This is a genomic window from Tessaracoccus sp. MC1756 (assembly GCF_014164735.1).
In the GTDB taxonomy this organism is placed as follows: Bacteria; Actinomycetota; Actinomycetes; order Propionibacteriales; family Propionibacteriaceae; genus Arachnia.
The window spans coordinates 617240-639229 of sequence record NZ_JACJFZ010000002.1; the positions used below are offsets into that span (position 1 = coordinate 617240).

18 protein-coding genes and 1 pseudogene are annotated in these 21990 nt (G+C 65.5%); 6 read left to right on the forward strand and 13 right to left on the reverse strand.

What is annotated here, in order from left to right:
* Positions 1-45: 45 nt before the first annotated feature.
* The 4 genes and pseudogenes from H5393_RS08230 to H5393_RS08245 form a co-directional block, all read left to right on the forward strand.
* The gene (locus H5393_RS08230) at positions 46-660 is read left to right on the forward strand and encodes a sugar transferase (RefSeq protein WP_255436364.1); all 615 of its coding nucleotides are present in this window, start codon (positions 46-48) and stop codon (positions 658-660) included.
* Positions 661-678: 18 nt separating this feature from the next.
* Positions 679-1530 (forward strand): aldolase/citrate lyase family protein, encoded by an 852-nt coding sequence (locus H5393_RS08235; RefSeq protein ID WP_182766242.1) that lies wholly within the window; start codon positions 679-681, stop codon positions 1528-1530.
* A 75-nt stretch (positions 1531-1605) separates the two neighbouring features.
* Positions 1606-2472 (forward strand): NAD(P)-dependent oxidoreductase, encoded by an 867-nt coding sequence (locus tag H5393_RS08240; RefSeq protein WP_220488267.1) that lies wholly within the window; start codon positions 1606-1608, stop codon positions 2470-2472.
* A 145-nt stretch (positions 2473-2617) separates the two neighbouring features.
* Positions 2618-3524, forward strand: a pseudogene (locus tag H5393_RS08245) (transposase); the annotation flags it as partial.
* A gap of 304 nt (positions 3525-3828) precedes the next feature.
* Here the strand turns inward: H5393_RS08245 and H5393_RS08250 are convergent.
* From H5393_RS08250 to H5393_RS08270, 5 genes are all read right to left on the reverse strand, one after another.
* A complete protein-coding gene (locus tag H5393_RS08250) occupies positions 3829-4779 on the reverse strand; it encodes an acyltransferase family protein (RefSeq protein WP_182766244.1) in 951 nt (316 codons plus the stop codon).
* A gap of 120 nt (positions 4780-4899) precedes the next feature.
* On the reverse strand, positions 4900-6099 hold the full coding sequence (locus H5393_RS08255; RefSeq protein ID WP_182766245.1) for an O-antigen ligase: 1200 nt from the start codon (positions 6097-6099) through the stop codon (positions 4900-4902).
* A gap of 115 nt (positions 6100-6214) precedes the next feature.
* Positions 6215-7270, reverse strand: coding sequence for a hypothetical protein (locus tag H5393_RS08260; protein ID WP_182766246.1), 1056 nt, complete (start codon positions 7268-7270; stop codon positions 6215-6217).
* 142 nt (positions 7271-7412) lie between these two features.
* A complete protein-coding gene (locus H5393_RS08265; protein ID WP_182766247.1) occupies positions 7413-8597 on the reverse strand; it encodes a glycosyltransferase family 4 protein in 1185 nt (394 codons plus the stop codon).
* Between the two features lie 102 nt (positions 8598-8699).
* The gene (locus H5393_RS08270) at positions 8700-10064 is read right to left on the reverse strand and encodes a polysaccharide biosynthesis tyrosine autokinase (RefSeq protein ID WP_182766248.1); all 1365 of its coding nucleotides are present in this window, start codon (positions 10062-10064) and stop codon (positions 8700-8702) included.
* A 216-nt stretch (positions 10065-10280) separates the two neighbouring features.
* Here H5393_RS08270 and H5393_RS08275 point away from each other — a divergent pair, with 216 nt between their 5' ends.
* Positions 10281-11099, forward strand: a complete 819-nt coding sequence (locus H5393_RS08275; protein WP_182766249.1) for an SGNH/GDSL hydrolase family protein — start codon at positions 10281-10283, stop codon at positions 11097-11099.
* A 47-nt stretch (positions 11100-11146) separates the two neighbouring features.
* On the opposite strand, the gene H5393_RS08280 is transcribed toward H5393_RS08275, so the two are convergent.
* The 7 genes from H5393_RS08280 to H5393_RS08310 all read right to left on the reverse strand — a co-directional run bounded on the left by H5393_RS08280 (position 11147) and on the right by H5393_RS08310 (position 19565).
* Positions 11147-13246, reverse strand: coding sequence for a prolyl oligopeptidase family protein (locus tag H5393_RS08280; RefSeq protein WP_182766250.1), 2100 nt, complete (start codon positions 13244-13246; stop codon positions 11147-11149).
* Positions 13247-13330: 84 nt separating this feature from the next.
* Entirely contained in the window at positions 13331-14560 is a 1230-nt protein-coding gene (locus H5393_RS08285; RefSeq protein WP_182766251.1) for a serpin family protein, read from the reverse strand.
* On the reverse strand, positions 14557-15777 hold the full coding sequence (locus H5393_RS08290; RefSeq protein WP_182766252.1) for a serpin family protein: 1221 nt from the start codon (positions 15775-15777) through the stop codon (positions 14557-14559). Before H5393_RS08290 ends, H5393_RS08285 begins: the two co-directional genes overlap by 4 nt.
* Positions 15774-17189, reverse strand: coding sequence for a serpin family protein (locus H5393_RS08295; protein ID WP_182766253.1), 1416 nt, complete (start codon positions 17187-17189; stop codon positions 15774-15776). Before H5393_RS08295 ends, H5393_RS08290 begins: the two co-directional genes overlap by 4 nt.
* Before the next feature lies 1 nt (position 17190).
* On the reverse strand, positions 17191-17676 hold the full coding sequence (locus H5393_RS08300) for a SigE family RNA polymerase sigma factor (protein WP_182766254.1): 486 nt from the start codon (positions 17674-17676) through the stop codon (positions 17191-17193).
* Positions 17677-17971: 295 nt separating this feature from the next.
* Positions 17972-19057 carry a hypothetical protein gene (locus H5393_RS08305; RefSeq protein WP_182766255.1) on the reverse strand — a complete coding sequence of 362 codons (1086 nt, stop codon included), beginning with the start codon at positions 19055-19057 and terminating at the stop codon, positions 17972-17974.
* 1 nt (position 19058) lies between these two features.
* Positions 19059-19565 carry a SigE family RNA polymerase sigma factor gene (locus H5393_RS08310; RefSeq protein WP_182766256.1) on the reverse strand — a complete coding sequence of 169 codons (507 nt, stop codon included), beginning with the start codon at positions 19563-19565 and terminating at the stop codon, positions 19059-19061.
* A gap of 431 nt (positions 19566-19996) precedes the next feature.
* Here H5393_RS08310 and H5393_RS08315 point away from each other — a divergent pair, with 431 nt between their 5' ends.
* Positions 19997-21046, forward strand: coding sequence for a biotin/lipoate A/B protein ligase family protein (locus tag H5393_RS08315; protein ID WP_182766257.1), 1050 nt, complete (start codon positions 19997-19999; stop codon positions 21044-21046).
* Here H5393_RS08315 and H5393_RS08320 read toward each other — a convergent pair.
* Complete coding sequence (locus H5393_RS08320) at positions 21012-21968, reverse strand: COX15/CtaA family protein (RefSeq protein ID WP_182766258.1); 957 nt, start codon at positions 21966-21968, stop codon at positions 21012-21014. The two genes, H5393_RS08315 and H5393_RS08320, sit on opposite strands and share 35 nt — an antisense overlap.
* Positions 21969-21990 lie beyond the last annotated feature (22 nt).

Consider the following 21990-nt stretch of genomic DNA (forward strand, 5'->3'; position numbering starts at 1 on the left):
AAGCGACTTTCACCTGCTCGGTCCATGCAAAGCTTGGAGGCATTCTTGACCCGCGACCGTTACGTCCACGTGAAGCGCTCCCTGGATGCGGCGGGAGCCTCCCTAGGGCTTGTGTTGTGCCTGCCACTCATCTTGGCCTGCGCCGCAGCGGTCAAGCTCGATTCGCCCGGCCCTGCACTCTTCCGCCAAACCCGGCTAGGCCTCAACGGTAAAGAGTTCACGATGTTCAAACTGCGCACCATGACCATAGACGCGGAGCGTGCAGGGGTTTACGAGCTCGCCAAAGATCCGCGTGTCACCAGGGTCGGCCGGATTCTTCGACGCACTTCCCTCGATGAGCTTCCTCAGTTTCTCAACATCCTCCGAGGCGAAATGTCATTTATCGGACCACGCCCGACCCTGACTTATCACCCGTGGAATCTCGACGAATATTCAGAAGATCAGCTGCGTCGCTTTCAGACACGACCCGGGATCACTGGTCTCGCTCAGATCACGGGGCGGAAAGAGTTACCATGGCCGGAGCGGATCGCTTTAGACGTTCAATACGTGGAAACGCTGTCACTAACAACCGACGTCACGATCGCTCTCAGGACTGTGAGGAGCGTGCTTTCGGCGACCGGGAATCTAAACACCGAGGCTCAGGCGCACGGAGCTAAGTAAAGGACTGATGGTGGCTTCATGACATTGACATTGATGATGATAACGAACGACCCTAGGCTGGCGTTCCACGCCGAGGCAGCGGGTGTCGACTGGATCTTCGTCGATCTCGAAATTAAAGGCAAACTCGAGAGGCAAGGCCACCTCGACACTGTCATTTCTCGGCACTCGGTTCAGGACGTCGCACTCGTAAAGGGCGTCCTCAAATCATCGAAGCTTCTGGTTCGTGTGAATCCCGTCCATGATGGCTCTGAGGAGGAGATTGAAGCTGCTTTGAGAGGGGGCGCAGACGTGGTTATGCTGCCCTTTTTTTCCACGGTCGAGGAAGTTCAGGAATTCACTGGCATTGTAAATGGCCGCGCCGAAACATGCCTGCTTCTCGAAACACCGGGTGCGCTTGCCCTCCTTGATAGCATCCTAGATATCCCCGGCATCGACGCAATCCATGTCGGTTTGAACGACCTACACCTCGGCCTTCGAAGAACGTTTATGTTCGAATTGCTTGCCGACGGCACCGTGGACGACATTTGCATGCGAGTGCGCAGCCGCGGAATTAAGTACGGGTTTGGAGGCATAGCGCGCCTCGGCTCGGGAGAACTGCCTGCGGAGCGGATCGTTGCTGAACATTACCGCTTGGGCTCCACTATGGCCATACTCTCCCGCTCTTTCCTGAGTGACCATGCCAAGGCCTTCCCTGAGGAAGCTCGCGGGGAGCTAGAAGCGGAAGTCCGTGCTATCCGAGAATATGAGACCCTGCTTCGGTACCGGGACGAGCAGTTCTTCGAATCCAACCGGGGTCGCGTCGCTACAACCGTGGCTGGAATAGTCGCACGACTAGCCTCGCCAGGTAGCGCTGGACCTCAGCCGGCGTAGCGCGTGAAGCAAGCCATGCGCCGATCGCTGCTACTGGCCGGGCCATTTCGACCGGCAACGGAACAGATACACGAAATGTCCGAGCTCGGCTTCGACGTAGTCACTCTTCAGGATGAGCGGCAACGCCCCGACCACGATCCACGGACCTTCCATGCCGTCGTTTGCAACAGCTACTTCGCGCACCATCGACTCGCCGATCATTCTCGGCTGGAGTTTGTGCAGCTGCTCAGTACTGGATGGGACCGCTTCCCACGAGCCGAGGCTGACCGCCGTGGTGTGCAGTCCTTCAACGCTCGGGGCGTCTATAACATTCCGCTTGCAGAATGGGTGATCACACGCATCTTCGAGTACTTCAAGAGTTCCCGGGTCCATTACGAAAATCAGAAGCGCGGCAAATGGGAAAAGCTGCGCGCCCAACCGGAGATCTACGGTAAGACCGCGACTGTTGTGGGGCTGGGGCAATTGGCCGCAACCCTGGCCCCACGCCTTTCCGCGTTGGGAATGCGGCTATTCGGCGTGAGCCGACGTGGCCCGTTCGTGATGCCTGGCTTTGACAAGGTGCTTAATCAAGAGGACATCTTTCGCGTTCTGCCGGAGACGGATGTGCTGATCTCCTGTCTTCCGCTTGAATCCTCGACGCGCGATTTCTTCGGCGCACAGATCTTCCGCAGTCTCAAGGAAAGCTCGCTGTTCCTCAACGTTTCCCGTGGTGGCGTGGTAGATGAAGCAGCCCTGGTGGATGCCCTGCGCTCGGGTTCGCTCAGTGGAGCGGCTCTGGATGTTTTCGAACATGAACCGCTTCCCGACTCTAGCCCTTTTTGGGAATTGCAGAACGTAATAGTGACCCCTCATGACGCCTTCGAGTCCGACAGAAACCACGAGAGATTGTCCTGCATGCTCATGGCCAATTTGCGCCACTACGTCGCCTCCTCCTCGCGATAGCTGCACGCCGGGCACACTTTCGAGGCTCTTCACAGATGGCGGTGGGTGATGGGGCTGGAGTTCGGACGGCCCTGGTGACGTGAAGGGGGCCCTCGGGTTGGCAGGATGAAGGTGTCTAAGCCACATCTCAAACCCAAGGGCCCTTGTGCGAAACGCTACCCGGCCCTGCCTCGATACGTTCTGCCGACTCGATCGTCTCGGACTGTCCGTGACCGCCCAGCGCGTCGAACCTGATCACAGCGTGCTGCGCTGCCGCCCCACGACAGCGCCGTCACCGTGTCCAGGCTGCGCTCGGCCGGGGATACGGCACGATGCGGCGGTGCGCCGGTTGGCGCATGTGCCGTTCGGGTGGAAGCCGACGATCCTGGAGGTGGTGGTTCCGCGCTACCGGTGCTGGCCGTGTCGACTGATCTGGCGTCACAGCATCACGGCCGCGGCGCCGTCGAAGGGGAAGCTGTCGCGCGACGCGGTGATGTTGGCGGTCAAGTCGATCGTGGTCGACCGGATGTCGATCGCCCGGGTCGCGGCCAACCTCGGCGTCGCGTGGAACACCGCCTCGGATGCGATCCTGGCCGCCGGCACCGAGCTGCTGATCGACAGCGCTGACCGGCCTGAGGGTGTCACCACGGTCGGGGTCGATGAGCACGTCTGGAGGCACACCCGACACGGCGACAAGTACGTCACCGTCGTCATCGACCTGACCCCGACAAGGACTCGGACCGGCCCGTCGAGGTTAGGGGTCAGTATTCACGCGGCATCGACACGCCTACCAAGCCGACCAGCCCACCGAATGGAAGTAGATCATGACCCGGCTCATCACCAGCCTCCAGAGCGGCGTCCCGACTGGCCTCGACGAACTGCGGTCTCTGGGGCAGACGATGAAACGGCGCCGCGATGACATCCTGGCGTTCTTCGATCACCCCGGCACGTCGAACGGCCCTACTGAGGCCGTGAATGGCCTTCTGGAACACCTCCGCGGGACGTCGCGTGGATTCCGCAGCATCGTCAACTACATCGCTCGGTGCCTACTCGACGCCGGCGGGTTCGGACCCCTGATTCCACTCACTTCTGTGAAGAGCCGCAAAAGGCGATGCTCCACTGGTTCGCCGGCAGGCCGCCGAGGATCGTTCTGGACAACCTGAAGACCGTCTGCTGGAGACCGGCGGATTCAGACGCAGACTACCCCTGAATCACGATGAGCCACATAATAGCCTCCGGAGTGGGGCTCCGCGAACCACCTGACCCGGGACACTTCTTTGGCCAAGACCGCCCCGGACCTGGCCCGTGGCATGACCAGTGTGGCTAGCGCCGATAGCTCTCGCGCCCCCCTGCTCGCCCCTGTGCCAGCGCTGCGGCTCATTTCCTATGGACTTCCGTCCGGGTTACCCGCGAGAGAGCCGCCTCAAGGCCGCCCGAGATCCTATGAGCCACATAGTTGAGCACGAATGCCGCGCCTAGAATCATCAACACCGCCGCAGCCCAACTCAGCGGGAAAGGAAGACGACTAGCAACGTCGATTAGGACGTATTGAACCAAATAGACCTCGAGGGTGATGGTGGCCAGGGCAACAGCCCCGGCGCGCACCCAACTCGGGAGAGACCTGAGGGCCGCCTCCGACCCCGCGGCGACTCTGAAGACTAGAAGCAGCAGAACCAACAAGGCCACTTGATTGATAAGTTGCCACTCAGCAGGCAAAGCGCCGCTGGAGAATCCGAGCTTAGTGAACAGATACACCGGAGTCGCGATCAAAAGCGCGACGAAGTGCGCGACCCCCGGCCGATTAAGCAGTCGCCCCTTGGCGCGACGGAATAGCGCACCGACCAGCATCGCTTCAAGGAAGAGGAAACGAATGAGTGGCTCACGCACGGTGTCAATGTGATAGTACGAGCGATCGTAGATCGTGACGTAGAGAATGACATGCATCATAACGGTGACTATAAGTGCCGTAACAGTCCCGCGAACCGATGACACGAATCGCTGAATGGCATACATCACAGGATAGAGAATCAGGATTGACGCGACAAAGTGGTAGTCCGTAGGGAACACGAACCATTGAAACCAGTTGGATTTCGTTATGTAGTAGGCACCCGCGATGCCATACAGGCCAGTAATGACAAGTACAGAGGGATAGATCCGAATGACGCGCCGGACGTACCACGTTACGAACCCAGGTCGGGGGTTCAGCGAGTATCCGGCCACTGCGAAGAAGATGACATCCCCTAACAGCCCGCCTGCCGCGAGACCGCCCAATGGGTAGATCGTATCGAAATGAGCATTGGTGATCGCAAGGGCCGCAACAGCGCGCAAGAACGTAACGTAAAACGTGTGCTGTGGAGGGAACTCCAGGTACCTACGTCGGAGGCTGCCTAGCAGCCCTCCGCCACCCTTGGGAACATCGCCCGTCCTGACCACTGATTGCGAGCTCATTTATGACCTTCCTACTGGTGGCGTCTCGCTTGGCACCGGAGGATTAGTGCCCAAACGCGGCGCGCGTAACTCTTTCACGACAGGGAGGCTTGACCTCGAGATCCCAAGAGAATCCTTTTTGCGTGGGAACATGGATATCGGCACTGTCAAGAATAGAACCCCGAACAGCGTGTCGACATAGCCGATAGAGAGAAAGCCCACTGACTCAAATGTTGCGAGAAATGCAAGTCCAACGAATGCGGCGACGTACACACGGGCGACTGGGTCGCGACGAGCTGATCGGAAAGCCAAAAGTCCGGTGTAGAAGAGCGCGCCTAGCACAAGAGCCAGTTCCAGAATTCCTCCCCCGGCTAATGTCTCGATATAGAAGCTATGGAACTGCGGAATTGTCATCCCGCGTCCCGTCGCGACATCAAGTGCTTGGAAAGCCCCCACGCCCACTAGTGGACTCAGCGAGAAGATTTCCAAACCGTGAGCCCAGAGGAGGTCACGCCCAGATAGACCTGCGTCCTCGCGGATGAACAATCGCTGCAATACATCCATCGAATCTGGGACCAGATCGAGAAGGCCGAACAGTGTCAACCCGGCCGCGAGAGCACCTACCATTCCCCAGAGTAGCGAACGTTTGAGCAAGAAATACGCCAAGAGGAAAATGACAGTAGCGAAGACTGCCCCGCGCGACATGGTCAAGAGGAGGCCAACGCCCTGAACCGCGAGTATCGAGGCAGCACGGAACGACCACCGCTTCGTGGCGCGAATCACGAAATGAGCCACAATCGAGAGAAACACAAGGCTGCCAAGCTGGTTTCTATTCCCCAAGAAGCCTCGGAAGTTCACCTCGTAACTAGAGCCGATCTGGGTGAGCGTGGCTAATGGGTTGCCGAGATCAAGCAAGCCCCATAGAATCGCGGCCACAGCAAGACCGATCACAGCCTGCATGATCCGGTGCACATCGCGCTCATTTGCCCGTAATCCTGCGGCCAACCCAAACAGGAGAGTCGCGCTCATTACCTTGCTCATTGCGACCGCGATGTCCAGTGGATTTATGTCCCCTGTAACAATCAACCCAGCGATGACTGCGGCAGATTGCGTGAGGCCAAGGGCGAGGGCGTAGACGGCGAACCCGAGGGGCAGCCGAATCTGGCGGGACGCGTAAAAGAAGGTCAGTAGCGCGACCTGGACAACGTAGGCAGGGATCATGAGCACTGGCAGAGCAACGCCCAAGCCCACTCCGAACACTAGGCCCACCGGCAAAACCATCAACAGGATGCATAGAGCGAAAGGTGGGGCGTCCCAACGACGTTCGCATGGCTGCTTACGAAGGCGCACGGCGACTTCCAAGCGCAACCAGGTACCCCGCAAGCTGCAAAACGCGCGACAGGGCTACAGCCCAAGCGAACCCCACAACGCCCCATGCGACACTGCTGAGAGCAATCACGACGAACCCCACTCCGTACACCAGATTCGCGGCCAAGAGCCAATTGGCCGAATAGAACTTCATCAGGAACGGACGGAGCATCAAGGTCGCTGCCCCCAACGCAGCCGCGACCGAAGCCGGTACGAAGATCGCTCTAGCGTCGCCTTGGAACTGGGGGTAGAGAAGACGAACACCCGTGAAACTGAGCAGCAACGCCAAGAGAAACGCTCCGGTTACTAAGAGTGGCAAACGCAACAGCGCCGAGCGGACCACCACGCCGCGGGAGGACTCATGCATCGCCCCGAGGCGAGCCAGGATCACTCCCGCGACGGGGGTTGTGGCAAGCGAAACCATCTTTGCCAGACTTGACGCAGCGAAGTAGATCGCCATCGCCCCGGCCCCAAGCATGGGAAGGATGAGAAGCCTGTCCAAGTAGACGACCGCATTCATGATCAGCGACACCGCGGCGAACTGGATGTACAGACCCGCGCTGGAGCGAAACTCCGGAGTCCTGTCGAAGCTTAGGCTCATCTTCCGCGATCTAGCGAGAAGAGCTGCACCCAGGGCAACGATATCTGCGGTCAGGAACGCTAACAGAGGGCTGTTCCAGTTCACTGCCGGGACTAGCCCAATGGCGCCACCCACCAGATAGGATGCATTTACCAAGAGAATCGCGCTAAAATCCCGCTCCGCTCGCAGAATCGCAAGCAGGTAACAACGCGAGACCCCAATCACGCCACTCGTCAACACCAGCCCGAGAGTGATCAATGGGCCCCCCGCAACGAGCAGAGCGGCGGCCACAGCTACGAACAGTGTAACGGCTCCGCAAATAAGCAGAAGAAGAAAGTCACCTCCGGATCTCAATCCTGAGGCAGTGTAGCGGCCCTTCCGTACCAAGAAGGCGTTTCCCAGTTCTTCCCCGAGAACGTTCGTTGCTACGGCATAGACGGACACGAATAGGATCGTGAGCGCAAACGTCCGCTCTGGCAAAAAGCGAGCAATCGCTGGCAGCATCAGGAATTGCTGCGAAGCGATGTACAGGCCGAAAGAAATAGCGTTAAGGAGAAACTCGTTAGAGCGCCAACTCCTCAATGTTCTACACACGTTCGACTAATTCCACAATACTGGGATAGGTTGAGGCTCGATCGAAGCGGGCCTCGGCCAAACGTCGCGCATTGCCTCCCATGAGATGGCGGAGTTCGGGATCACCGATAAGCGCAGCCAGGGCTTCGGCCATCAATTCAGGGGACCCAGGTTGACATGTTAGCCCTGCGTTCCATCGATCCAACAGGTCAATCAGCTCACTAGATGCCTGGCTGTTGATCATGGGGATGCCTGCAGCGAGGTAGTCCGCATGCTTGTTGATGATCGATGCTTCGGACCGTCCGTCGATTGGGTTCACGGCTATATCAGACTCGCGTAGAGTGCTGGCCATAACGTCATACGCCACGAAGCCCAGAAATCGCGCAGGAACTCTGGCCTGCGCAGCGAGGGCCTCAAACTCCGCACGACGAGGGCCGTCGCCTAGCACGATCAGTTCGATGTGGTCCCCACCTCTGGCCTTGAGTAGCGCGCAGGCCGCAATCAGGGTTGGCAAATCATAACTGCGGCCAAGTGTTCCCGCGTACGCCAGCCAAATCGCTCCATCCGGTTTCACCAGCACAGGCTCCGCAGTGGGACGGTCAAACCGGTCTAGCTCGAGTCCAAGATATACAGCCAAACTCGGTCGATCGGCGGGCTTGCCAACAACCCGTGCCCGATAAGTCTCAGAGACTGCGACCAGAGCGTCAGCGCGCGCGTACACTCGATTAGCTTGGAGCATCATTGGAAGACTTAAGGCCCGAAATAGAAACCGCGATGGAATCGCCATCGCAAACGCTTCGGGCCAGAGGTCTTGAACATCCATAACCACTTTCACGCGATTCTTCTTCGCGAAGGAGGTTACATGATCACCGAGCGACAGAGATGGTACAACCACATAGATCACGTCAGGAAGAGGGGTGCGGCCTAGGTACCGCACGACGGATCGAGAGAACGATTCATGGCTACGGAGGCGACGAAGCGAAACATTGCGCGGATAGGAAGGCTCGTGGATCAAAGTGACTTTGTAACCGCCCACAGAGTGCACAATGTCCGGATCACGCTGACGCTTCGAAGCATGATGGAAGGACGATGTAACGACCTCTACCTCATGCCCTGCCTCGGCCAATAGCGTCGCCAAGGTGGTGTACCGGGCGCTTGCCTTCTCTTCCGGAAAGTGCCAGAAGTTCGTGATCAGCATTACTCTCATAAGGCCACCCCCCCACATCGGAACCCGGCCAGGTGATAGGTCAAGACCACTCTGCCACCGGAGCTCGAGTTCCCCAGGGCACCCCTTTTCCGTTTACCCATTGGTTGCTGTCTTAGCTGTGGAGTAGTAGCCATAGGAGTCCGCCCGAGATGCCGGTACGTCGTTCAGGACCACGCCCAGCAGTGTGGCATCAGCAGACTCCAAGACATCGAGCGCTGCGGCGAGTTGCTGGCGTCTGACCGTCCCCGAGCGTGACACCACTACAGCCCCGCCTGCCTCGGCCGCCAAGACAACAGCGTCGGTGACCGGAAGCAGGGGCGGTGCATCGAGGAGCACGTAGTCGTACTGCCGCTCCACGGTCGCAAGAAGGTGCCCCATCGCTTCCGAACCCAAGAGTTCTGATGGATTGGGAGGCACCGTCCCCGAAGGCAGCACGGACAGGTAACCGGGGGCAACATCGATGATGAGGTCCTGCAGCGAACCGCGCCCCGTTAGAACGTCAGAGAGCCCAAGTTGGCTGTCGATCCGCAGCCTCTCGCCCACTTGGGGCCGTCGCAGATCAGCGTCAATCAGCAACACTCGCTCGCCCGCCAGAGCCAGGACACGAGCAAGGTTGGTGGCCGTTTCCGTCTTGCCCTCCCCCTCCACTGAAGACGTGATGACCATGGAGGAGCGGCGCTCGCCGCCCAAGCCGACGAAGCCGATGCTGGTGCGGAGCTTGCGGTAAGACTCAGCGCTGGCCCACTGGACGCCGTCGTTCCCGGCCGCCCGGCCTGCAGCCGGCTTCTCGTGGTGGCCGATTTCCGCGAGGACGGAGGCGTCCGTGATCTGTGCCAGATCCTCGGCGCTGCGGACCCGGGTGTCCAGGACGCTGCGCAGTACTGCCTGCCCGAAGCCGAGCAGGAGGCCCAAGAGCGCGCCGAGCGCGAGGTTCATCGCCGGGCGGGGAGCGGACGGGGAAGCGGGCGCGACCGCCGCGTCGATCACCGTGGCGCTCACCAGGCGGGTCCCGTCGGGGCCGGCCGGTGCGAGTGCCTCGGTCGAGCTTTGGAGGCTAGCCGCCACCGCATTCGACAACTCTGCCGCCCCTTGAGGCGACCCGTCCTCGGCGGCAACCTTGATGATCGAGGTTGCAGCCGGGGAGGAGATCGCCAACTTCTCGGCCAGTTGCCTGACCGACAGATCGAGGCCCAGCTCGTCGATGACCGGCTGTAGCACCAGGGCCGAGGTGGCGACGGAGATGAATGAGCCCACCTGGCGTTCGGCGTACGTCGCGCCTTGGGACAGTTCGCCGGCTGTGCCGCCGCTTTCCACAGTGATGAACACCGAGGAGGTGGCGGTGTACGTGGGGCTCTGCAGCAAGGTGAAGCCGGCTGCCAGGGCGATACACAGGAATACGGTTGCCAGCGTGCTCCTCCAGTATCGGCGAGCGATCTGCAGGTACTGCTGCAACTCCATCAATGAATCCTTGTCCAGCCAGGGCGCTCCAGACCGATCCGGAGCCTTATCCGTTGTTCACAGGGGATGTTAGGGCGGCGACGGGTCACCGCTTTGTCTACCCTAACCCGAAGTGCCCCGGGTAGCCGACTCGGGGGCCGGGTGCACGCCGTCAGTGGCAACGGTGCACTAGCCTCTGAGGCGTTCCGTGAATTTCGATGACAGGAAGACAGGGTCATGCGCACTCCCCGTGATTTCGGCAGGCTGAGCATCATCGGCTTGATCGTGCTCGGCGTGGTCGCCGTCGCCCTCGCCGCCGCCGCGCTGCTGATGAACCGGCCCATCGAGGCTGCGCCTGCCCCGAGCGGGGCCTCCACCCCTGCCGTGACCCCGTCGTCGGATCCCGTGGCTGAATCGTCATCGCCGTCGGTGGTCATCTCGGAGTCGGCGCCCCCGTCGCCCACCGCAGACGTGAGCGAGAGTGTGCCGCCAGCCGTCGTTGAGACGTCGCCGGAGCCGAGTGCGTCTGAGTCGCCGGCCGTCGGCGGGTCGACCGTCGTGGTCATCGGCGACTCCCACTCCATCGGGGACGACACCTGGGTGACCAGAGCCGCAGAGGCGCTGGGCTGGGGTGAGGTTGTCAACCTCTCCTCCCCCGGTCGCGGCTACATCACGGCGCCCCGGGAGTGCGACTTCACGCCGTGCGCGAACTTCGCGAAGTCCGTGGACCTGGTGGTGGACGCGCAGCCTGATCTGGTGGTGACGTTCGGTGGGGTCGCCGACGGGGACTACAGCATCACGCCGGGGGCCGACGCGTACTACGCCGCCTTGAGGAAGGCGCTGCCGGACGCCGAGATCGTCGGCATCGCGCCTGTCACCACGGAGGATGTGGCTGAGTACTGGCTGACGCTGCACGGTCGCAGCATCAGCGCGGCGCTGGATGCCGTCGACGGGGTTTTCGTGAGTGCCGGCCAGCCTGGGTTGGGCGACGGCACGTCGTTGTCGGCTGAGGCGCAGGACGCGATTGCTGCGGCCGTCGTGGAGGCGCTGAGTTAGGCCAGCGGGCACGCCTAGCGCTTTCGACCAGTCGCAGAGCGACTGGCTCAGGGAACGAGGCCAGTGTGGTGTGCCGCGAAGGCCAGCAGATCGGCCCACTCACTGGCGACCATCTGCAGCGACTTCCCCGCACCGTGGCCGGCTGAGCTCTCCACCCGGAGCCACGCCTCGGCGGGCGACACGGCCTGCAGGGCCGCCGCGAACTTGAAGCTGTGCAGCGGCACCACCCGGTCGTCGTGGTCAGCGGTGAGGATCATCGTCGGCGGGTACTGGGTGCCCTCCTCGATGCGGTGCAGCGGCGAGTAGGCGAAGGCCGCGTCGAAGCCCTCGGGGGTGTCGGGGTCGCCGAAGTCGCTGATCCACGCCGAGCCAATCGTGAACTTGTGGAACCGCAGCACGTCCAGCACGCCGACGGTGGGCATCGCTGCCGCGAACAGGTCGGGGCGCTGCGTGAGCGCGGCGCCGACGAGGAGGCCGCCGTTGGAGCGGCCGTAGATCGCCAGCTGCTTCGAGGACGTGACGCCCGTGGAGATGAGGTGTTCGGCCACCCCGATGAAGTCGTCGAACACGCGCTGCTTGTTGGCCAGGCGGCCGTCGTCGTACCAGCGGGTGCCGAACTCGCCGCCGCCGCGGAGGTTGGCGATCGCGAGCGCTCCCCCGGCCGCCAGCCACGCGGACCAGCCGGGGCGGTAGTCGGCGAGGACGGGGATCTTGAAGCCGCCGTAGCCGTAGAGGAGCGTGGGGCGGGGGCCCGAGCGGTCGTCGTCGGGGGTGATGAGGAAGTACGGGACGGGGGTGCCGTCAGCGCTGGGCGCGCGGTGTCGCTCCATCGTGAAGGACGGCGCGAACCGCTCGGAAGTCGCAGAGAGGGCGATGGGCCGGGCGGGGAGGGTGTGGGGGCCCTTCAACCTGTCCGGTTCCTCCGTCGCAGGGGCAGCCTCGGCGACCGGCAGCGGGACGTGGAAGGAGGCGGTGGGGGTGGCGATGGTGCTGAGGCCCACGAAGGCCTCGTCGCGCAGCGGGGAGGAGTCGAGGGCCACCAGGGCGCCGGCCGGGAGGTCGACGGGACGCGGATCTGAGCCGTCGAGGTTGCGGTACTCGACGCGGTGCTGGGCATCGTCGAGGTAGGCCAGGAGTAGGCCCTCCCCCGCGGCTTCGACGGCGGCGAGCGTGGCGTCGGATTCCGGGACGACCTCGGTCAGTTCACCGCCGGCCACGTTCAGGCGAATGACCCGGCCCAGCGGGGCGTCGAGGTCCGTGTGGAGGTAGAGGTGGCCGCCGTCGGTGCGGATGAAGGTGTACTCGGCGTCGGCGGTGTCGAGGAGCTTGACGGGCTCGCCGAGGGTGGAGCGGCCGTCCGCCGTGGTGATCGGGTAGACCCACAGGCGGTTGACGTTCTCCGTGCCGCGGAAGATGCTCACGACCAGCCAGTTGTCGTCGTGGCTGACCTCGCCGCTGGCCATGGTGTGGGGCTCGTCGGGGAAGGTCAGCAGCAGCTCGTCGTCGCCGCCGGGGCGGTGGATCATGAGGCGGGCCACCCCGAGGCCGGCCGTCGCGGTGCCGCGGGCGTCGTCGGCCTCGTCGAACGTGGTGTACAGGAACGAGCTGTTGTCCGGCAGCCACGCGGGGCTGGAGAACTTCGCGGTGACCTCGCCGTCGAGGTCCTCGCCGGTGCGCAGGTCGCGGGTGCGGATGTGCTGCCAGTCCGAGCCGCCGTCGCTGCGGGCGTAGGCCATCAGCGAGCCGTCGCGGGCGACGGTGAAGGTGGACAGCGAGGACGTGCCGTCGTCGCTCCAGGTGTTGGGGTCCAGGACGACCTCTCCTCCGTCGACCAGCTCCTCGAGCGTGGGCGCGGTGTACCAGAGGTCCTGCGCGCTGGTGCCGTCGTTGCGGCTGACGAGCCAGCGGCCGCCGCGCTTCAACGGCACGCCCGCCCGGGGTCGCGCGACGATGCGGCCCATCAGCTCCGTGAACCAGCCGCGGGCGGGGAGGTGCTGGAGTTGGGCCTCGGTGAAGTCGCGTTGCGCCGCCACCCACTCCTGCACCTCCGGGTTGTCGGCGTCCTCGAGCCAGCGGTACGGATCAGGGACGGCGGTGCCATGGAGGTTGTCGACGGTGTCGTCGCGGCGGGTGTGGGGGTAGGTCATGGAACCAGCCTATGGGGCGTGTTCCAGGAGGGGTGGGGGTGGTGTCGTCCACCGCTCCGCGCCCTTCGACCAGCCGCCGGCGGCTCAGCCTGCGGCGGCGGGATCGGCGATGCTCGCCAGGAACAACGGCCAGCCGGTGCGGGTGTCGAGCACGCGGAAGACGTAGGGGCGGTCCACCACGAACTCGTCGTCGAGCATGGGGGCGCTCTCCGCCACCGCCAACTCGGTGACGGCCGCGCCCACGGTGCCCTTCGCGCTGACCTGGAGGATCACCTGCTGCACCCACTGTTCGCCGTAGCCGCCGGGGAAAATGCCGCTGAGGTCGCTGAGGTCGATCTCAGGGAGGGCCTCCATGAGGTCCGTTTTGGATTTGAGGTCGAACGACGGCATGACCACCATCACCTGCTGCTCCGAGGCGTCGTTGAGGGCGGCGGTCGCTGCCTCGAGGTCCTCCGCGGCCAATTCCTCCGGGCCCGTCCCCTCGTCAGGGAGCACGACATCGGCGGCCAGATTGTCGTCGTAGGGCAGCCGCACGGCCGTCCAGCCGTCGCCCTCGGCGAGGCGGGCCGTGACGATGCCGCTCACGCCGTCCACCTCACCCGCCCCGGCCGGGCCGGTGAACGGGACCTTGCGCTCCTGCTCGAACGGCGTGCGCCACGCGGCGGCGAACAGGACGGCGTCCTGCAGCACGGCGACCGTGTTGGGCTTGACCTTGACGCCCGACTTCTCGATGAGGCCCGCCGTATGGAGGTTGACCCACTCGTCGAGGCTGGCCTGCGCCTCCGCGCGCGGGGACTGCGCCGCGGCCGCGTCGTAGAACTCGGCCAGGCGGTCGAGGAAGGGCTGCTCCACCGTCGCGTCGACTGCGAGGACGCGGCTGGCCTGATGGACGACGGGGGTTTCCGGCGGGTCGTTGACGTCCACCTCGTCGGGGAGGGAGTCGTACGGGGCGAGCGCCTGCCGGAGGGCGCCGAACGCCTTGGCGCGGTCGTCGCCGGTGAGGCCGAGGATGTCGTCGAAGCTCTGCAGCGAGACGGTCTGCGCGCCCTCGGCGGCCTGGGCCATGGACATGCTGAGGGAGCTCGGGGAGGTGAGGCGGTTGTCGCCTTCGGTGTTCTGGATGACGCGCCAGGCGACCTCCTGGGAGACGCGGGCCGCCTCGTCGACGTTGGGGGTGGTGTCGAGGGGAAGGTCGAGGACGGCTGCGGCGCCTTTGACCTCCGTCGCGATGGGTTCGGCGGTGGGTTGGGAGCAGGCGGTGAGGGCGAGGGCCGTGATGAGGAGCGCTGCCCGGCTCAGCCAGCGGATGTTCATGATTCCTCGCTCGGGTTGGAGATGGCCGCCAGGAACAGGGGCCAGCCGGTGCGGGTGTCCAGCACGCGGAAAACGTACGGGCGGTCGACCTTGAAGGCTCGTGGTTCTTGCGAGGTGCCGCTCGCAGCGACGACCACCTCGGTCACCGCGGCGCCGACGGTGCCCTTCGCGGAGACGATCAGCTTCGCCTGCTGACCCCACTGATCCGCGTAGCCGCCCGGGAAGATGCCACCGAGGTCGGATAGGTCGATGTTCGGGAGGGCGGTGAGCAGGTTGGTCTTGGCGGTGAGGTCGAACGCCGGCATGGTGACGTCCACCGGCTCCGGTTCAGCCTGCGCCAGCACGAACCGCGCCTCGGCGAGCTCACGCTCGGTCAGCTCCAAGGGGTCGACGCCGGGGAGGGGCAGAATCACGTCGGCCGCCAGGGCGTCGTCGTAGGGGAGCCGCACGGCCGTCCAGCGCTCGCCCCCGGCGAAGCGGACGGAGAAGGTGTCCGAGAGCCCGTCCACCTGCTTCGTACCGCCGGCGGTGTCGAAGGGGATGGTTGCCTCAAACTTGAACTGCTGCGCCCAGGCGGCGGCGAACAGGAGCGCGTCCTGGAGGACCGCCACGGTGTTGCCGTCGGGCGTCACGGCGGACTGCGGGATGAGGCCGGCGGTGTGCTTCTTGACCCAGGCGTCCAGGTTGGGTTTGGCGTCGGCGAGGGTCACCCGTTGGGCAGGGGCGTCGTAGAACTCGGAGAGGCGGTCCAGGAAGGGCTGCTCCAGCACCGAGTCCACGGCCACGACACGGCTGGCCTGGTGCACGACCGGGGTCTCGGGCGGGTCGTCGGCATCCACCTTGCTGGGGAGGTCGTCGTACTCGAGGATCGACTGACGGAGGGCGCCGAAGGCGCGGGCCCGGTGGTCGCCGGTGAGGCCGAGGACGTCGTCGATGCTCTCGAGCGACCGGCCCCTGGCGCCTTCGGCGGCTTGAACGAGGGACATGGACAGGGACGACGGCGAGACCACCCGGTTGAGGCGTTCGCCGTTCTGGACGGCGAGCCAGCCGAGCGCCTCGGAGGCGTCTGCCGCCTCGTCGACGGAGGGCGTCGACTCGTACGGGAGGTCGAGGACTGCGACGACGCCCTTCGCCTCGCCTGCGTCGATCGCCGGAGCGGGTGGCGAGCAGGCGGTGAGGGCGAGGGCCGTGATGAGGCTCAGCCAGCGGATGTTCATGATTCCTCGGTCGGGTCTGAGACTGCGGCCACGAACAGCGGCCAGCCGGTGCGGGTGTCGGAGACGCGGAAGACGTACGGGCGGTCGACGATGAACTCGCGCTCCGCGGAGCCCCCGCTGCTCGTGAAGACGGCCATCTCGGTCAGCGCCGCGCCGACCGTGCCCTGGGCCGTGACGATCAGCTTGGTCTGCTGCACCCATTGCCCCGCGAAGCCGCCGTCGAAGATGCCGTTGAGGTTGGACAGGTCCAGCTGGGGCAGCGCGTTCAGGAGGTCGGTCTTGGCGGTCAGGTCGAAGGTGGGCATGGTCACGTTGATGGGCGCGGGCTCGGCGGCATCCAGGGCCGCGCGGGCGGCCTCGAGCTCCTCGACGGTGAGGCTTTCGGGGGCCACCCCCGCCGTCGGGAGGATGACGTCGGCGGCGAGGTTGTCGTCGTACGGGAGCCGCACGGCCGTCCAGCGCTCCCCCTCGGCGTAGGCGACCGGCAGGATGTCGGACACCCCCTCCACCGTCTTGGGGCCGGCAGGGGTGGTGAAGCTGATGGGCTGCTCGTAGCGGAACTCGTCGCGCCAGGCGGCGGCGAACAGCAGGGCGTCCTGCAGGACGGCCACGAAATCGGGTTTCGGCTCGATGGCGGACTGCTCGATGAGGCCGGCGGTGTGCTTGGTGGCCCAGGCGTCGAGGTTGGCCTTGGCGTCGTCGAAGGTGGTGGACTCGGCCTGGGCGCCGTAGAAGAGGGCGATGCGCTCGAGGAACGGCTGCTTCAGCTCCGAGTCGATGGCCAGCACCCGGCTGGCCTGATGCACGACGGGGGTCTCGGGCGGGTCGTCGGCGTCGACGCTTGCGGGGAGGGAGTCATAGGGCAGCAGCTGCTCCCGGAGGGCGGCGAACGAGGCGGCACGGGAGTCGCCGGTGAGGCCGAGGGTGTCGTCGATGCTGGCCAGCGATGCGCCCTCGGCGCCCTCGGCCGCCTGCACCAGGGACATGACCAGGGATGAGGGCGACACGACGCGGTTGGGGCCTTCGGCTGCCTGGATGACGTCCCAGCCCAGTTCCAGGGAGCGTGTGGCGGCGAATTCCGGGGAGACCGTGACGGACTCCTCGCCGGAGGCGGCCTCGGGTGTCGCCTCGGTGTGGGTCGCGGACTCTTCGGCGGGGGGCTGGGTGGATTCAGCGATCTCGGCCACCGCGTCGGACACCGGCGCGGAGGCGGGCTCGGCCACAGGGCCGGCGCCGTTGCCCAGGTTCAGCGCCAGCGGCACGATCAGCGCCCCGGCCAGCGCGAGGGCACCGGCGGCGACCAGCCCACGGGTGCGCCGACGGCGGCGGAGCGCCCCCCGGAGCAGGCCTGCGGGGACGGTGGGATGGGGGGCGGCGCGGTTGAGTGCGTCCTTGATGTCGTCGTCGTTCATCTCAAGCCTCCTGGGGCGTGAGGTGCGTCGACTCCCGGAGGGCGGCGCACGCTCGATGGGCGTACTTCTTCACCGCGCCCTGGCTGATGCCCAGTGCCTCGGCCACCTCCGCGATGGGCCGGTCCTCGACGTAGCGCATGGTCACCACCGCCCGCTGCATGCGGGGAAGGGTGGCCAGGGCGCGCAGCACGTCGAGCCGGAGCTCGGCGGTGGCGTCCGCGGCGGGTTGGTCGTCGTCGGGGACCTCGCTGGGGATCTCGGATCGCCAGCTGAGCCGTCGCCACCAGGAGATGTAGGTGCGGTACATGGTGGTGCGGAGATAGGCCTCGAACTTGTGGTCGTTGGCCAGGTTGTCGTAGGCACCCAACGACTTCGCCAACGCGGTTTGGAGGAGGTCTTCCGCGTGATGGGAGTCGCCGGTGAGCACCCACGCGGCGCGGAGGAGGTCGCCACCACGGTGGGCGATGAACGCTTCGATGCCCTGCATGGCCACCTCCTCACCCTAACGACGCGGTGGGGGTCGCGGGAGGTTGTCATGGAGAAGCGGTCGGTTGGGCTGGGTGGGGCGGGGCGTGGCGGACAGGGTGGCGCGGGTAGGGGCATCGGCATCGGGCCGGGCAGAGTGAAGTTGTGCAGCAAGTCCGCTGCACAACTCAACAACGCCCGGCTGGGGGCGGCGCTCCCGGGCCGGGCAGAGTGAAGTTGTGCAGCAAGTCCGCTGCACAACTTCACTCAGCCCCCACCCTCGACGGCGGGCCGGGCGTCGACGGCGCCCCGGCGGCTCACCCGGCGAAGAGCGCGTCGAGCTCGGCCGCGAACTCCGCCGAGGGGGTCCAGCGCATGAGGCTGGTCTCGCCGCGGAATTCGTAGCTGTCGCCGCGCTGCTCGAGCCGCAGCTCGTCGCCCCACACGTTGCGCAGCACCAGGGTGCGCTGCCCCGCGTCGTCGCTGCCTGCGGCCTCGGTGGGGACGGAGTTGGCCAGGGCCTCCGCCCCGATCTGAGCAGCCACGGATTCACGCAACTCCACGTTCCTCGTCGGCTCGCCGGCCTCCAAGGCGCAGGCGTAGCCGCCCACCACCTCGTCCAGCTCGACCGGGAACAGCGCCTGGTTGAACGTCACTGGGCACGCCTGCGCCGGGGTGTACTCCCCCGTCGGGCGGCCGAGCAGCGCCCGCTGGGCGAGCCACCGCGCCTCAACCTGGTCGCGGAAGAACGCCTCGCTCCCCTGCAGCTGGTTCTCGCCGTCGGTCAGTTCGGTGGAGTCTTGGATGTCGCCGGTGAACGCGGCCTTGCGGCCGTCGTCGTACTCGAAGATCACGGTGTAGGACTGAGCGGTCTCGGGGGCGTCGGCCTCGATCAGCCGCGGCTGTGAGTAGAGGGCCTCGACCAGCCCGTCGACGTCCACGACGAGCGGCTCCAGCGGGCCGACCGTGCCGTAATCGGATGTGCAGAGCCAGGCGCGGGCCGCACCGGTGTCGATGGTGCCGATGTTGATCGAGCTGCCCATCGGCTCGTCGACCTCGTTGTAGCAAGCCTCGGCGCCGGGCTGAGCGTCAGCCCGCGTCGAGAGCGACACCTCCGGCGACTGCGCGGTCACGCTGGGCGCGGGCTGAGCCGTCTCCTCCGGCGAGGTGATGGGCGCCGCTGACCTCACCGTCGGCTCCGGGGACGCGACGAGGTTCGGCGTCCCCTCCGACGACAGGTTGAGCGCCAGCGGAACAGCCAGCGCGATCAGCACCCCGGCGGTGAGGCTGCCCGCGACCATCTGTCGGCTGCGGCGCTTGCGGCGGGCGGCGGCGGCCCAGCCGTTGGGGGCGGGCGCCTGGGGTACGGACTGCTTGAAGAGATCGTGGAGGTTGTCGTTCATGTCACTCACCCCTTCCTGCGAGGTGCTTGGACGCGCGCAGGGCGGCGCGGCCGCGGTGCGCATGCGTCTTGACGGTGCCGGGTGAGATGCCCAGGCGTTGGGCGATGTCGTCGGTGGGGAGATCCTCGAAGTACTGCAGCACCAGCACGGCGCGCTGCATGCGGGGCAGCTCGTCGAGGGCGCGGATCAGGTCAAGGTTGACGCCGTGCGGGGTCTCGGGCGCGGCCGAATCCGCCACGAACTGGGCCGCCTTCTCGTTGCGCCAACTGAGCTTGCGCCACCACGACACGAACGTGCGGTAGATGGTGGTGCGGACGTAGGCCTCGAACTGGTTGTCGTTGTCGAAGTCGCCGTAGCGCGTGAACGTCTTGGAGAGGGCGGTCTGGACGAGGTCTTCGGCGTGGTGGGAGTCGCCCGTCAGCAACCACGCGGCGCGCCAGAGGCCCCGGCCGCGCTGCGTCACGAACCCCTCGAAGCCGAGGGTCGCCTCGCTGACGTCGTCGTTCACACGGCTCACCCTAACCGCGGCCGGAGCCGGGATGGCGAGTGTTACGGCAGGCACGGCGTCTCCTGGGTTGGCGAAGTGTCACCCCCAGCACGCGTCGAGGGGGCGGTTCGGTGCACAGGGTCGGCGAAATGCCTGAGTTGGGGCGGTGAGTCGGGGCGCCGCGGCTGCCCCCGCGTCGAACCGGCCCGGCAGAGTGAAGTTGTGCAGCGGACTTGGTGCACAACTTCACTCAGCCCACCGTCGTGGCCGCTGCCCCCACCAAGCGTTGTCGAGTTGTGCAGCGGACTTGGTGCACAACTTCACTCAGCCCACCGTCGTGGCCCCCGCCCACCCCACCAAGCGTTGTCGAGTTGTGCAGCGGAGTTGGTGCACAACTTCACTCAGCCCTCCGCCACCACGGGCCCCAACCCCGGGTGGGTAAGCTCATCGACATGCGTGGCGAATACAAGGTTCCTGGCGGCAAACTCGTGGCGGTCGACGTCGAGCAGGAGGGCGACAGGCTCAGCCGCGTGGCCATCTCCGGCGACTTCTTCCTCGAACCCGACGAGGCCCTCGACGACATCAACGGTGCGCTCCTCGGCATGCCCACCACGTCGTCGGTGACGGAGATGGCAGAGGCCATCACCTCGCGCCTGCACTCCGAGACGCAGATGATCGGCTTCACGCCCGAGGCCGTGGGCATCGCGGTGCGCCGCGCCCTCGGCCACGCCACGGACTGGACCGACCACACCTTCGACGTCATCGGCCCCGTCTCCATGGACCCGCGGATGCACGTGGCGCTCGACGAGGTGCTCGCCGCGGAGCTCGCGAAGGGCGAGATCCGCCCCAGCCTCCGCATCTGGGACTGGGACCGGCCGCTGGTGGTGATCGGCTCCTTCCAGAGCTACAAGAACGAGATCGACGACGAGGGTCGCGAGCGGCACGGCATCGACGTGGTGCGGCGCATCACGGGCGGCGGCGCCATGTTCATGGAGCCCGGCAACTGCGTCACGTACTCGCTGGTGGTGCCGGTGTCGCTGGTGGAGGGCCTCAGCTTCGAGCGCTCCTACGAGTTCCTGGACCAGTGGGTGATGGGCGCGCTGAAGGAGCTGGGCGTCAACGCGCGCTACGTGCCGCTCAACGACATCGCCTCGGACAAGGGCAAGATCGCCGGCGCCGCCCAGCGACGGGTCACCGGCGGCGTCGTCGTGCACCACGTGACCATGGCCTACGACATCGACGCCGACAAGATGCTCGAAGTGCTGCGCATCGGGCGCGAAAAGATGTCTGACAAGGGCACGAAGTCGGCCAACAAGCGCGTCGACCCCCTGCGCTCGCAGACCCAGCTGCCCCGCGACGAGATCCTGGCGTCGTTCCTGAAGCACTTCGAGTCGCTCTACTCCACGCAGCGCCGCGAGTACTCCGAGGATGAGCTGGCGAAGGCGAAGCACCTCGTGGAGACGAAGTTCAGCTCCGAGGAGTGGACCAAGCGGATCCCGTGACGGCCTCCGGGACCGTGGGCTCAGGCGAACGTCGGGCGACGGATCCCGCCCGCCCGGTGACGTAGCCCAGCGCCCACACGATCCCCGACGCCAGCGCGGTGTACAGCACCGCGAGCGTGGCGTTGATGCCGTTGGTCTGGGTGAGCGCCAACCCCTGGGTTCGGATCAGCAGCCCCAGCGCCAACTCGAGGACGGTCAGCGCGGCCAGCACGACGGCGGGCGTGCGCAGCTCTAGGCTGCGCGCGGCCTTCGCCACCGTCGCCGCGATCAGCACGAGCGCCGCGGCAGCCATCACGATGCGCGCCACCTGCAGCGCCGGGTACTTGTCGATGTCGAGCACCAGCCACAGGGGCCAGCTGATGCAGCGGGTGAACGAGCCCGTGCCCGCCGACGTCACGCCCGCCACGACGATCCCCAGCAGGTGCATGGAGATCAGCACGACGAGGGCGCCGAGGCCCAGGCGTCGCACCGACGGCGGGCCGGCGTCGTCGCCCCGGGAAGTCACCGCGGCCGACGCGACGGTCATCAGCGTCATGGCGATCATCGCGCCGCCGACGTCGATGAGGGCCAGGCCGAGCGGCAGGGTGAACAGGATGATCATCATCCCGAACACCGCGGAGCCTACGGCCAGGCCCAGCGCCACCCAGGGGAACACGCGGACCCGCACGTCGGCGGAGCGGCGCCCGAGCCACCCCGCCCAGCCCGTGAACACCAGGGAAAGGAAGGCGATGAACCGGTGCACGAACTCGATGGCGGGGTTGTTCAGCCACTCGAACTGCGGGGCGGGCGCGACCTGGTCGGCGTAGCAGACGGGCCACGCGGGGCAGGTCGAGCTGGAGTCCGTGGCGCACACCACGGAGCCCAGCACGATCGTCGTGAAGAGCAGCGCCGCGGCCACCCTGAACACCGTCGTCGAACCCACCTCTTGGCCTCCTTGCCGTCGG